This window comes from Janibacter hoylei PVAS-1 (assembly GCF_004025845.1).
Classification (GTDB): domain Bacteria; phylum Actinomycetota; class Actinomycetes; order Actinomycetales; family Dermatophilaceae; genus Janibacter; species Janibacter hoylei.
In genome coordinates this window covers 57,225-69,077 of the sequence record NZ_PIPF01000014.1, presented here as the reverse complement: position 1 = coordinate 69,077, position 11,853 = coordinate 57,225, and the positions used below count along the sequence as shown (strand labels likewise).

The 11,853-nt window shown below is 73.4% G+C and carries 14 protein-coding genes and 1 riboswitch; of the genes, 3 read left to right on the top strand and 11 right to left on the bottom strand.

The window, feature by feature from the left end; all coding sequences use genetic code 11:
• The first annotated feature begins 71 nt into the window (after positions 1-71).
• Positions 72-710: a TIGR03085 family metal-binding protein gene (locus CWN80_RS14530; RefSeq protein WP_007928327.1), complete on the top strand. Its 639-nt coding sequence runs from the start codon at positions 72-74 to the stop codon at positions 708-710.
• Here CWN80_RS14530 and hisF read toward each other — a convergent pair whose 3' ends face one another.
• Positions 711-1,499 carry an imidazole glycerol phosphate synthase subunit HisF gene (gene hisF, locus CWN80_RS14525; RefSeq protein ID WP_007928326.1) on the bottom strand — a complete coding sequence of 263 codons (789 nt, stop codon included), beginning with the start codon at positions 1,497-1,499 and terminating at the stop codon, positions 711-713.
• An 82-nt stretch (positions 1,500-1,581) separates the two neighbouring features.
• On the opposite strand from hisF, the gene CWN80_RS14520 reads away from it, so the two are divergent.
• Positions 1,582-2,148, top strand: a complete 567-nt coding sequence (locus tag CWN80_RS14520; RefSeq protein ID WP_083853751.1) for a nucleoside/nucleotide kinase family protein — start codon at positions 1,582-1,584, stop codon at positions 2,146-2,148.
• Here CWN80_RS14520 and CWN80_RS14515 read toward each other — a convergent pair.
• From CWN80_RS14515 to CWN80_RS14500, 4 genes are read right to left on the bottom strand one after another with little or no spacing between them, the layout of a single operon-like run.
• Complete coding sequence (locus CWN80_RS14515) at positions 2,135-2,569, bottom strand: PH domain-containing protein (protein ID WP_051988021.1); 435 nt, start codon at positions 2,567-2,569, stop codon at positions 2,135-2,137. The two genes, CWN80_RS14520 and CWN80_RS14515, sit on opposite strands and share 14 nt — an antisense overlap.
• Entirely contained in the window at positions 2,557-3,396 is an 840-nt protein-coding gene (gene hisG / locus CWN80_RS14510; protein WP_007928315.1) for an ATP phosphoribosyltransferase, read from the bottom strand. Before hisG ends, CWN80_RS14515 begins: the two co-directional genes overlap by 13 nt.
• 10 nt (positions 3,397-3,406) lie before the next feature.
• A complete protein-coding gene (locus CWN80_RS14505; protein ID WP_007928313.1) occupies positions 3,407-3,670 on the bottom strand; it encodes a phosphoribosyl-ATP diphosphatase in 264 nt (87 codons plus the stop codon).
• 32 nt (positions 3,671-3,702) lie between these two features.
• Positions 3,703-4,386, bottom strand: a complete 684-nt coding sequence (locus CWN80_RS14500; protein WP_128277472.1) for a nicotinamide mononucleotide transporter family protein — start codon at positions 4,384-4,386, stop codon at positions 3,703-3,705.
• Between the two features lie 15 nt (positions 4,387-4,401).
• Positions 4,402-4,532: riboswitch (FMN riboswitch) on the bottom strand.
• Between CWN80_RS14500 and CWN80_RS14495 the strand changes: the two genes are divergently transcribed.
• Positions 4,530-4,793 (top strand): hypothetical protein, encoded by a 264-nt coding sequence (locus CWN80_RS14495; RefSeq protein WP_007928310.1) that lies wholly within the window; start codon positions 4,530-4,532, stop codon positions 4,791-4,793. (Overlaps the previous riboswitch by 3 nt.)
• 250 nt (positions 4,794-5,043) lie before the next feature.
• On the opposite strand, the gene rpe is transcribed toward CWN80_RS14495, so the two are convergent.
• Genes rpe through metK form a run of 6 tightly spaced genes read right to left on the bottom strand, consistent with a single transcriptional unit; the run spans position 5,044 to position 11,853 of the window.
• Entirely contained in the window at positions 5,044-5,700 is a 657-nt protein-coding gene (gene rpe, locus CWN80_RS14490; protein ID WP_007928309.1) for a ribulose-phosphate 3-epimerase, read from the bottom strand.
• A gap of 21 nt (positions 5,701-5,721) precedes the next feature.
• A complete protein-coding gene (locus tag CWN80_RS14485; RefSeq protein WP_007928308.1) occupies positions 5,722-6,105 on the bottom strand; it encodes a VOC family protein in 384 nt (127 codons plus the stop codon).
• Position 6,106: 1 nt separating this feature from the next.
• A complete protein-coding gene (locus CWN80_RS14480) occupies positions 6,107-7,621 on the bottom strand; it encodes an RsmB/NOP family class I SAM-dependent RNA methyltransferase (protein WP_007928307.1) in 1,515 nt (504 codons plus the stop codon).
• Positions 7,618-8,550: a methionyl-tRNA formyltransferase gene (gene fmt, locus CWN80_RS14475; RefSeq protein WP_128277471.1), complete on the bottom strand. Its 933-nt coding sequence runs from the start codon at positions 8,548-8,550 to the stop codon at positions 7,618-7,620. The genes CWN80_RS14480 and fmt overlap by 4 nt, the downstream gene beginning before the upstream one ends.
• A gap of 46 nt (positions 8,551-8,596) precedes the next feature.
• Positions 8,597-10,570 carry a primosomal protein N' gene (locus tag CWN80_RS14470; RefSeq protein ID WP_007928304.1) on the bottom strand — a complete coding sequence of 658 codons (1,974 nt, stop codon included), beginning with the start codon at positions 10,568-10,570 and terminating at the stop codon, positions 8,597-8,599.
• A gap of 59 nt (positions 10,571-10,629) precedes the next feature.
• The gene (metK, locus tag CWN80_RS14465) at positions 10,630-11,853 is read right to left on the bottom strand and encodes a methionine adenosyltransferase (protein ID WP_007928302.1); all 1,224 of its coding nucleotides are present in this window, start codon (positions 11,851-11,853) and stop codon (positions 10,630-10,632) included.

Here is an 11,853-nt window from a genome sequence, read left to right as displayed (position 1 = left end):
ATCGCAGCACGCGGCCGCCCGGGGTTACCCTCGAACCTGCCCCTGACGCCGACACCCACCCCGGAGGCACGATGACCCGCCACGCACTCGCCGAGCGCGCAGCCCTGTGCGACACCCTCGAGCGCGTGGGCCCCGATGCCGCGACTCTCTGCGGCACGTGGACGACGGCGGAGCTGCTGGCCCACCTCATCGTGCGCGAGGGTCGCCCCGACCAGGCGGCGGGGATCCTCGCCCCGCCCCTGGCCGGGCGGACCGAGAAGGCCATGGCGCGGCTGCTCGCCGACCACGACTACCCCACGCTCGTCGAGCGGCTGCGGCAGGGACCGCCGCGCTGGCACCCGACGAGCGTGCCGGCCGTCGACGAGAAGGCCAACCTCGTCGAGATGTTCGTCCACCACGAGGACGTCCTGCGGGCCGGTCTGGGCGCGCCCCGGCGCTCGCTCTCACCCGAGATGATCTCCGCGCTCGGTGACCGGCTCAACCTGATGGCCAAGGTCCTCTTCCGCCGCACCCGCGGTGCCGACATCGAGCTCGTCACGGCCAAGCGCCGCACCCGGGTGGGCTCCGGATCGGGGCCGCTCGTCGAGATCCACGGCCGCCCGGGCGAGATCCTGCTCTTCGGCTTCGGCCGTCAGGCAGTCGCCGAGGTCGAGCTCACCGGTCCCCCGGAGGCCGTCGAGATCGTCCGGACCACCCGCTACGGCCTCTGATCAGTCCGCGCGACCCCGCCGCACCGGGTGGCCGGCGGCGTCCAGCGCGTCCTTGACCTCGCCGATCGTCACCTCACCGAAGTGGAAGATGCTCGCGGCGAGCACCGCGTCCGCTCCGGCCGCCACGGCCGGTGGCATGTGCTCGGCCGCTCCCGCTCCCCCGCTCGCGATGACCGGGACCGCCACCTCCGCCCGCACGGCGGAGATGAGCTCGAGGTCGAAGCCGGCCTTGGTCCCGTCGGCGTCCATGGAGTTGAGGAGGATCTCGCCGGCTCCGAGCTCGGCGGCCCGCGCGCACCACTCGATCGCGTCGATCCCCGTGCGCCGGCGCCCGCCGTGCGTGGTCACCTCGAAGCCCCCGACCGGTGAGCCGTCCTCACCCGTGCGGCGCCGCACGTCCGCCGACAGCACGAGCACCTGCGCGCCGAAGCGGTCGGCCACCTCGCTGATGAGCTCGGGACGGGCGATCGCCGCCGTGTTGACCCCCACCTTGTCCGCGCCGCAGCGCAGGAGCCGGTCGACGTCCTCGACCGCACGCACGCCGCCGCCGACGGTCAGGGGGATGAAGACCTCCTCGGCGGTGCGGGTCACGACGTCGTAGGTCGTCGCCCGGTCGGCGCTGCTCGCCGTGACGTCGAGGAAGGTCAGCTCGTCGGCGCCCTGCTGCCCGTACCTGCGGGCGAGCTCGACCGGGTCGCCGGCATCACGCAGGTTGGCGAAGTTGACGCCCTTGACGACCCGTCCGGCGTCGACGTCGAGGCACGGGATGACACGCACGGCGAGAGACACGCGGGGCAGCCTACCCAGCAGGGCGAAGGGAGGACCGCCGCCGGCCACGTGGTGGGCCCGGCCGGCCGCTACGCTCCGTGCGGTGTCCGCCCTTCGCCAGGTCCTCGACCATGCCGCCACCGCACCACCGTCGTGCGGCCGGGTGCACGTCGTGGCCATCGACGGCCGCAGCGGCTCGGGCAAAACCTCGCTCGGGCGCCGGGTCGCCACCGCGTGGGGCGCCCCGCTGGTGTCGATGGACTCGATCTACCCCGGCTGGTCGGGGCTCGCGGCCGGCACCGACCTGCTCGTCGAGCACGTCCTCGAGCCACTCTCCCGCGGCGCCGGGCCCGTCGTCCCGACATGGGACTGGCTCGCCGAGCGGCCCGGACCGGTGCTGCCCCTGACCGTAGACGACCGACTCGTCGTCGAGGGCTGCGGCGCGAGCGTGGGGGCGGCTGCCCCCTTCGCCGGGACGCGGGTGTGGCTCGACGCGCCCGCCGGGCTGCGTCGGGAGCGGGCCATCGCCCGGGATGGTGCGCTCTTCGCGGACCACTGGGACATGTGGGCCGCCCAGGAGGAGGCCGTCTTCGGGGCCGACGGGACCGCGTCGCGGGCACACCTGGTCCTGGGCGGAGCGGACCCGTCCGACGAGGTCAGCGACCGATGAGGTCGGCCAGCCGCTGGGCCTCGTCGACGGACTGCGGCCCGTCGGAGCGTTGGATCGCCATGACGGCGACGTCGAGATCGTCACCGAGGTCGATGCGCGGCCACGGCATCCCCTGCGAGAAGCGGACCGCGGTCATGGACTCCCAGGGGACGAGCTCCCCCGGGCCGAGGTTGCGGACGTACAGACCCTCGGCGGTCGGGCGGGCGTGGATCGTCGCGAAGCGACTCATGAAGACCGCCACCGCGACCCCGATGCCCGCGCAGGTCAGCCGGTCCATGATCCCGAAGCGCTCCGGCAGCGACGCCGCCAGGGCGATGGCCCCGACGAGTGTCACGACGCCGATGACGGCCGAGACGACCCGCCCACGGCTGGGCCTGAAGGCGGCGGCGGTGGCGCGGTCGGGCGCGGTCACAGCCGGCACGCGCTGATCTCGGTGACGAGGATGGCGCGGGCGCCGAGGTCGTAGAGCTCGTCCATGATCCGGTTGGTCCGCCCGCGCGGGACCATCGAGCGCACGGCGCACCACCGCTCGTCGTGCAGGGTGCTGACCGTCGGCGACTCGAGACCGGGGGTCAGCTGGACCGCCTGCTCGACGAGCTCGGCCGGGCAGTCGTAGTCGAGGAGCACGTACTCACGGGCGGTGACGACTCCGGTCAGGCGGCGGTGGAGGACGTCGATGCCCGACTCGCTGGCGTCGCTGCGGCGGATGAGCACGGCCTCGCTGCGCAGGATCGGTTCGCCGAAGACCTCCAGGCCCTGCTGCCGCAGGGTCGTCCCGGTCTCGACGACGTCGGCGATGGCATCGGCGACCCCGAGGGTGATCGCGGTCTCGACGGCGCCGTCCAGGCGCACGACGTCCGCGGTGATCCCCTGCGCCGCGAGGTGGTCACGCACGAGGCCGGCATAGGACGTGGCGACCCGACGGCCGCCGAGGTCGGCGGCTCCGCTCGCCTCGCCGGGGCGCCCGGCGAAACGGAAGGTCGAGCCACCGAAGCCCAGACCCATGACCTCGGTCGCGGTCGAGCCGGAGTCGAGCAGCAGGTCGCGGCCGGTGATGCCGGCGTCGACCTGGCCCTTGCCGACGTAGAGCGCGACGTCGCGGGGGCGCAGGTAGAAGAACTCGACGTCGTTGTCCGGGTCGGCGACGATGAGCTCCTTGATGTCGCGGCGGACCCGGTAGCCCGCCTCGCGGAGCATCTCGACGGCAGGTTCGGACAGGGAGCCCTTGTTGGGCACGGCGATGCGCACAGCGGTCCTCTCAGAGGTGGGTGTAGACGTCGTCGACGGTGAGCCCGCCGTCGATCATGAGCACCTGCAGGTGGTAGAGCAGCTGACTGATCTCCTCGGCCAGCTCCTCCTTGCTCTCGTACTCGGCGGCCATCCACACCTCGGCGGCCTCCTCGACGATCTTCTTGCCGATCGCATGGGTCCCGGCATCGAGCTGCGCCACGGTGCCCGAGCCCGCGGGCCGCTCGGCGGCCTTGCGGGAGAGTTCGTCGAAGAGGGTCTCGAAGGTCTTCACGGGAGACCAGCCTAGTTCGCCGCAGGCCGCAGCTAGGTCGCGGGTTCAGCGTCCGGACGCTCGCTGCGCGAGGCGCGCAGCCACACGACGAAGCCGTAGAGGACGAAGGCGGCGTAGAGCACCGCCGTCGGCAGGTAGCCGCTGTGCCACAGCAGGGGCACGCCGACGAGGTCGACCCCGATCCAGATGAGCCAGAACTCGTTCCAGCCGCGCGCCATGGCGTAGGTCGCGAGCAGGGAGCCCATGAAGATCCAGGCGTCCGCGACGTGGTACCAGCGCGGGGCGGGCCAACCGGCACCGAGCATCGTGAAGACCTGCTGGGCGACGGCCACGCCGAGCACCATGGTGACCACGAGCCCCGCGCGCTCGCCCCAGGTGGCCCAGCGGGGGGTGATCGCGTGGGCGTCACCCGTGTGCTGCTCGCGCTTGACCTGCCGCCAGCGCCACCACCCGTAGAGCGAGGTGATGATGAAGAAGATCTGCCGGGCCGACTGCCCGAAGAGGGGCGCCTTGTCGTCGACTCCCATCGTGATGCCGATGTAGACGAAGAAGAGGATGACGTTGCCGACGATCCCGATGGGCCAGGCCCACACCTTGCGGAGCATCCCCCCGACGGCGGAGGCCAGGCCGAAGCCGATGCCGATGACCTCCATGAGGGAGAGCCGGTAGTCGGCGATGTCGACGCCGGCCGCGTAGATCCATTCGATGATGGACATGGGTGATCCGATCCGCACGCGCCGCTCTCGTCCGGACTGTCACCGTCGGCCCCGGGGTTCTTGACCGGAGTTCACCGCCTGCCGGAGCAGTCGGGTCGCGGGCTCTCACCGCCGGTGCGGATTTTCACCGCGTCACGTGGCACGTGCACGACCATTGTGCGAAGGGAGCCCACCGCTCGGCAATTCGGTGGCCGCGTGAGTCGGGCCACGGATCCGCCGGCCGCACCTCATGCGGGCGGTCGCGGACGCGGTGCAGCTGCTGTGCGCTGCTCGACAACGAGGTCGCCGACCGGCTGGAGTACGACGAGGAGGGGTCCTCCTTCGTCCCGGAGCGCGGGTACCCGCAGGCTCACGACGTCGCGCTCGACGTGGCCACGGGCATCTGCGTCGAGATCCACGCCGTATAGCGACGAGCTCTTCGCCGAGCGCGGCCGCTGGCAATCTCGCGCCGCAGGGCTTCGGAGGCGCTGACTCGCCCGCGGCCACAGCGTCTCGACGGGAGGTGGTGGCGTTGATGTCACCCGACGGCAGTGGTGCCGCCTGGTTGCCCGGAGGAGGGGGACCAGGTGGCACCGACGCTCCCAACTGCGCAGAGCCCTGCCCGTCCACCGCCGTCCGCTCCACCACCCGAGTGACGGTTGCGGGCCGGACACCAGGTCAGTGCTGGTGCCCCCGGGCGAGCTCGCGCAGCTCGTCGACGGCGGCGGCGGCCGACTCGGCGCCGTAGACGGCCGACCCCGCGACGAAGACGTCGGCACCCGCCTCGGCGCACTGCTCGATGGTCTTCGCCGAGACGCCCCCGTCGACCTGCACCCAGATGTCGCCGCCGTGCCTGCGCACGGCCTCACGCACCTGCGCGACCTTGGGCATCTGGTCGGCCATGAAGGACTGCCCGCCGAAACCCGGCTCGACGGTCATGACGAGCACCATGTCGAGCTCGGGCAGCAGTTCCTCGTAGGGCGCGAAGGGGGTCCCCGGCTTGATCGCCATCGACGCACGCGCCCCCTGGGCTCGGATGTCGCGGGCGAGCGTCACCGGGTCCGCGGCGGCCTCGATGTGGAAGGTGACGCTCTGGGCACCGGCCTCGGCGTACGGCGGGGCCCACCGGTCGGGGTCCTCGATCATCAGGTGGCAGTCGATCGGGATCGGGCTCACCTTGAGCAGCGACTCGACGATCGGCAGGCCGAGGGTGAGGTTGGGGACGAAGTGGGCGTCCATGACGTCGACGTGCGCCCAGTCGGCGTTGCCGATCGCGCCCAGCTCGGACTCGAGGTTGGCGAAGTCTGCGGACAGGATGCTCGGGGAGATCTGCACGGGGGTCCTCGTGGTGGTGGGTCAGGCCTGGTGGATGGACAGGATGTTGCCGACGCCGTCCTCGATCTGGAAGTGCAGTCCGATGACGTCCTGGGTCAGCTCTTCGCGGACGACGACGTCGCCACGGTCACGCAGCCGGTGGTACTCGCGCTCGACGTCGTCGACGGCGAGCATGAGCGCGGCGAGCCCGGCGCGCAGCTGGTGCTCGGACCAGGCCCGGGTCGCGTCGTCCTCGATCGGCTCGAGGTTGATCTGCGCACCCATCTCCCACCCGCTGCTCGGGCCGAGGATGCACAGGTCGTGCGCGGGCACGACGAGGACCTCGCGCAGCCCGAGCACCTGCGTGTAGAAGGCGTGGGCCCGCCGGACGTCGGTGACGTGGAGACCGGTGACGAGGACGCGCACGTCAGGCCCGCTTGCGCAGCATCGCGAGGAACATGCCGTCGGTGCCGTGCACGTGCGGCCACAGCTGCGCGTGCGGGCCGTCGCCGAGGCCGGTCAGCTCGGCACGCGCCGTGCCGGCGAGCAGCTCCCGGGCGTCGAGCACCTCGACGTCGTCGCGCTTCTTGAGCACGTCGCGGACGACGAAGGTCGTCTCCGACAGGTGCGGGCTGCACGTCGCGTAGGCGATGACGCCGCCGGGACGGGTCGCCTCGATGCCGGCACGCAGGAGGTCCCTCTGGAGCGGACCCAGCCCGGCGAGGTCACCGGGCTGACGGCGCCACCTGGCCTCGGGCCGGCGGCGCAGCGCCCCCAGGCCGGTGCACGGGGCGTCGACGAGCACCCGGTCGTAGGTCTCGGGCTCGTCGGTGCCGACCTCACGCCCGTCACCGGTCCGCACGACGATCTCGCGGCCGGCCCCACCGGCAGCGGCGAGCGCCGGGCGCAGGCTCTGCCGCACCAGCTCGGTGCGGTGCTCGCTCACCTCGTTGGCGACGAGGTCGGCTCCCTGACGCAGCGCGAGGGCGGCGAGCAGGCCGGCCTTGCCGCCGGGGCCGGCGCACAGGTCGAGCCACCGCTCCGGTGCGCCGTCGTCGCGCGGGGTGACCGGCGCGGCAGCCAGGGCCAGGGCGAGCAGCTGGCTCCCTTCGTCCTGGACGGCCGCGCGGCCCTCGCGGACGGCGTCGAGATCACCGGGCGCGCCGGACTCCAGCTCTGCGGCGAAGGGGGACCACCGCGCGGGCTGCGCACCTGCGGCGAGCAGCTCGTCGACCTCGGCGAGTCCGGGGCGGGCGACGAGCGACACGTCGGCCGGCACGTTGTGCGCGGCGAGCAGCTCCTCGACCTCGGCGTCCGCGCCGTCGGGCGTCGTCACCCCGTGACCGATGAGGGCCTGCCGCAGCGCCTTGACGACCCACACGGGGTGCGACTGGGCGATGGCCAACCGCTCGGCGACCGGCTCGGCCGGGACGACGACCTCGAGCCACTCGTCGCGGCTGCGCTCGCCGATGCGCCGCATGACGGCGTTGACGAGACCGGCGGCCCCCTGACCGGCGACCGATCGGGCCAGCGCCACCGACTGGTCGGCAGCGGCGTGCTCGGGCACCCGCATGCCGAGCACCTGGTGGGCGCCCATGCGCAGCACGTCGAGGACTCCCCCGTCGAGCTTGTCGACCGGGCGCTGCGCCGCCTCGGCGATGATCGCGTCGTAGAGCCCCTGCATCCGCAGGGTGCCGTACGTGAGCTCGGTGGCGAAGCCGGCGTCGCGACCACTCAGGCGCGCTCGCCGCAGCGCCCGGGGCAGCTCGAGGTTGGCGTAGGCACCGTCGTGGGAGACGGCCCGCAGGACACCCAGGGCGGTGCTGCGCGGCAGGTCGCCCTGACGGGAGCGTGCCGAGGGTGCGGTCCGGGACTTCTGGCGGGGCCCGCGGTGGCCACCTTGGCCGCGCTGCTCGCGCCCGCCGTCTCGTCGCTCGCTCATGCCGACTCCTCCCCGAGGCGCTCGCCGTCGTCGATCCGTACCCCGCGGGCCCAGTCGGCCGCCGGCATGGGCTTCTTGCCCAGGGGTGTCACCTCGCCGAGCCGGACCGCCCGGTCGGCGGTCCCCACGAGGACCTCGCGCTTGCGTGCCTCGATGGTGCCGGCGGGCAGGCTCTCGTCGGTGACCGTCACGGGTCCGACCTTGAGCCGCTCCCCGCGGAAGGTCGTCCAGGCCCCCGGTGCCGGCGTGCAGCCGCGCACGAGCCGGTCGACGGCCAGAGCCGGGTGGGTGAAGTCGATCCGGGCGTCGTCCACGGTGAGCTTCGCCGCGTGGCTGATGCCGTCGCCCGACTGCGTCTGCGGCTCGAGGTCGCCGGAGGCGATGCCGTCCATCGTCGCGACGAGCAGGGCTGCGCCGGCGTCGGCGAGCCGGTCGAGGAGGGTCCCGGAGGTGTCGTCGGGGCGGATCCGCTCGGTCATCGTGCCGAAGACCGGGCCGGTGTCGAGGCCGGCCTCGATGAGGAAGGTGCTGGCCCCGGTGATCTCGTCGCCGGCGATGAGGGCGCGCTGCGCGGGGGCCGCGCCACGCCATGCGGGCAGCAGCGAGAAGTGGAGGTTGACCCAGCCGTGCCTCGGGATGTCGAGGACCTCGGCGGGCAGCAGCGCACCGTAGGCGACGACCGGGCAGCAGTCGGGCGCGAGCTCGGTGAGCCGGGCGACGAAGTCCTCGTCGGTCGGCCTGGTCGGCGTGAGCACCTCGAGGCCGGCCTCCTCGGCGACGACTCGGACCGGGGAGGGCTCGAGGCGCCGGCCCCGTCCGACCCGGGCATCGGGCCGGGTGACGACGGCGACGACCTCGTGGTCGGAGTCGAGCAGGGCACGGAGAGAGGGGACGGCGACCTCGGGGGTCCCGGCAAAGATCAGTCGCACCCGGGGCAGTCTAGATGCCCGGTCGCGCCCGTCCACGTCGCCCGGCTCACCCTGTGGTGAGGTGCCCGACCTTGACCGACGTCAGCTCGTCCGCCTTGCGGGCGCTCTCCCCCGCGCGCACGTCCTTGAGGGCCGCAGCGACGAGCGGCCCGTCGGCGAAGGGCGCGGTGATAACGAGCCGGCGCCGGTCCTCGGAGCCGGTGACCGGCAGCGGGCCGAGCAGCTGGGCGGCAGGCGCTGCGGCACGCACCGCGTGCTCGATCGGCTCGATGCGGCGGCGGTCGGTCACCACCTCGGCGGTCCACGTCGTCGGCGGCAGCGACAGCTCCACCCGCTCGGCGATCTCGCGGGCCGCAAACCACTCGGGGTCCCAGCGCACGAGGGCCTCGACGGCTGGGATCGTCGCGTGCGTCGGCGCCCCGCAGAGCACGACGACCCCGCCGTCGGTCCACGGGCGGGCCAGTGCCGCGGCCGTGATCCAGCGGCGCACCGCCTCCTCCCCCGCCCGCAGGTCGGGTCGGTCGAGGCTCGCCCAGGCGTCGAGCAGCAGCACCGCGGTGTAGCCCCCGTCGGCGACGGGCTCCGCGCCCGGCGTGGCGACGACGATGGCGGGCTCGGCGCCGACCCCCTCCTGCACCTCCCCCGCGCCCGAGGTGATGACCCGGGTACCGGGGAAGGACCGTCCGATCTCCTCCGCCGTCCGCCGGGCACCGATGATCCCGGCGCGCAGCCGGTCGCCGTCGCAGTGCGGGCACTCGAATCCGCGTGCACTCTTGCCGCACCACCCGCACCGGGGCGCCTGGTCGGGGGCGGGCAGGGCGAGCGGTCCACGGCACTCGGGGCACCGTGCGGGTGCCCGGCAGGTCGCGCACGACATCGCGGGCAGGTAGCCGCGGCGCGGCACCTGCAGGAGCACCGGCCCGTGCTGCAGCCCGGCCGAGGCGGCGCGGTGGGCCGACGATGGGATGTGGGCCCGGGCTCCCGGCCCGTCGCGTTCCTCGTCGAGGCCCTCTCCCGCGACGACGACGCGTGGCGCCTCGCGTCGCGGGGTCGACCCACCGACGAGGTGCACCCGCCCGGCGTCGACGAGCGCCGCCACGTCGGTGGACATGGCGAGGCCACCACCGAGCACGGCGCAGCCCTCGACGTCGGCCCGGGTGAGCAGGACGTCGCGGACGTGGGCGTACGGGGCCCGGGGCTCCTCGTGGAGGTCGTCACCGTCGTCCCACCACGCGACGAGCCCGAGGTCGCGCACGGGGGCGTAGGCAGCGGCACGGGTGCCGACGACGACCCGGACGTGCCCGCGCAGCACCTTGAGCCACGAGGTGTAGCGCGCCTGCGGCCCCTGGTCGGCGGTCAGCCGGACGTGCTGGTCGCGTCCGAGCACCTCCGTCAGGGCCGCGTCGACGCGCGCGACGTCCCGCTGGTCGGGAACGACCAGGACCGCGCCCCGGTCGGACAGGAGGGCGGCACGGGCGGCCTCGGCGAGGGCCCGGGGCCAGTCGGTCTCCGTGGGCCGCGAGGGCGCGGCGAGCCAGGCCGCCCGCGGTGACTCCCCCGTCGCGACGCGTGACCACCACGCCGCACCGGCGCGGTAGCCGGCCCACACCCCGGGCACCTCTGCGGGCGAAGGGGGGATGCCCCCTTCGTCGCGCGGGTCCGCCAGCGGCTCGAGGGGCAGCGCCTTTTCGGCTCGGGCGTGCCGCGGCGGGATGGCCAGCCGCAGCACGTCCATCACCGTGCCGGCCTGGTGGCGGGAGACCCGCCGGGCCAGCTCGAGGACCTCGGGGGTGAGGACCTGCTCCGGCGAGACGACGGTGCGGATCGGGGCGAGTCGCCCCGTGTGCTCGGCGACGTCGCTGCGCTCGACGACGTAGCCGGCCAGATCGCGACCGGCGAAGCGGACCTTGACCCGCACGCCGGGCTGGGCGGTCTCGTCGAGGTCCTCGGGCACGAGGTACTCGAAGGGCCGGTCGAGATGGACCAGCCCCGAGTCGACGAGGACCTGGGCGACGCGCACGCGGACAAACCTAACCGGGCGGGGTGTCAGCGACACCCCGCCCGGCCGGTGGCCGTGGATCAGGCTCGAGCAGCGGCCTGCAGGGCCTCGACCTTGGTCGTCTGCTCCCACGGGAAGGGGTTGTCGTAGCCGGCGGCCTCGGTGCGACCGAAGTGGCCGTAGGCGGCGGTCGGCGCGTAGATCGGGCGAAGCAGGTCGAGCTCCTCGACGATCGCGAGCGGACGCAGGTCGAAGACGGAGTTGACCGCGGCCTGGATCTTGTCGACCGGCACCGTCTCCGTGCCGAAGGTCTCGATGTAGAGGCCGACCGGCTGGGCCGCACCGATCGCGTAGGCGACCTGGACCTCGCAGCGACCGGCGAGGCCGGCGGCGACGACGTTCTTGGCGACCCAGCGCATGGCGTAGGCGGCCGAGCGGTCGACCTTCGACGGGTCCTTGCCGGAGAAGGCGCCGCCACCGTGGCGGGCCATGCCGCCGTAGGTGTCGACGATGATCTTGCGACCGGTCAGACCGGCGTCGCCCATGGGGCCGCCGATGACGAACTTGCCCGTGGGGTTGATCAGCGTCCGGTAGCTGCTCGTGTCGAGCTCGACGCCGGAGTCCTTGAGCGCGGCCATGACCGGCTCGAAGACGTGCGCCTTGATGTCGGCCGGCAGCTGCGTCTCGTGGTCGATCTCGGCGGAGTGCTGGGTCGACAGGACGACGGTGTCGAGGCGCACGGCCCGGTCGCCGTCGTAGTCGATGGTCACCTGGGTCTTGCCGTCGGGGCGCAGGTAGTCGAGCTCGCCCGACTTGCGCACCTCGGTGAGCCGCTGCGAGAGCCGGTGCGCGAGGAAGATCGGCAGCGGCATGAGTTCGGGGGTGTCCTGGCAGGCGTAGCCGAACATCAGGCCCTGGTCGCCGGCGCCCTGCTTGTCCTTGGGGTCGACGCCGCCCGTGCGGTTTTCGTACGCCGTGTCGACGCCCTGGGCGATGTCGGGGCTCTGCGCGCCGATGGAGATGGAGACGCCGCAGGAGCGGCCGTCGAAGCCCTTGTCGGAGGAGTCGTAGCCGACGCCCTCGGCGATGACCTTGCGCACGAGCTGCGGGATCTCGACGTAGGACTCGGTCGAGACCTCACCGGCGATGTGCACGAGACCGGTGGTCACCATGGTCTCGACGGCGACCCGGCTGCGCGGATCCTGCTCGAGCATCGCGTCGAGGATCGAGTCGGAGATCTGGTCGCAGATCTTGTCGGGGTGACCCTCGGTCACCGACTCGGAGGTGAAGAGACGTCCGGACAC

Coding starts and splice junctions, on each gene's coding strand:
- CWN80_RS14500 (WP_128277472.1), bottom strand. CDS start 4,386: ATGTCCATCATCGAATGGATCTACGCGGCCGGCGTCGACATCGCCGAC.
- CWN80_RS14530 (WP_007928327.1), top strand. CDS start 72: ATGACCCGCCACGCACTCGCCGAGCGCGCAGCCCTGTGCGACACCCTC.
- CWN80_RS14480 (WP_007928307.1), bottom strand. CDS start 7,621: ATGAGCGAGCGACGAGACGGCGGGCGCGAGCAGCGCGGCCAAGGTGGC.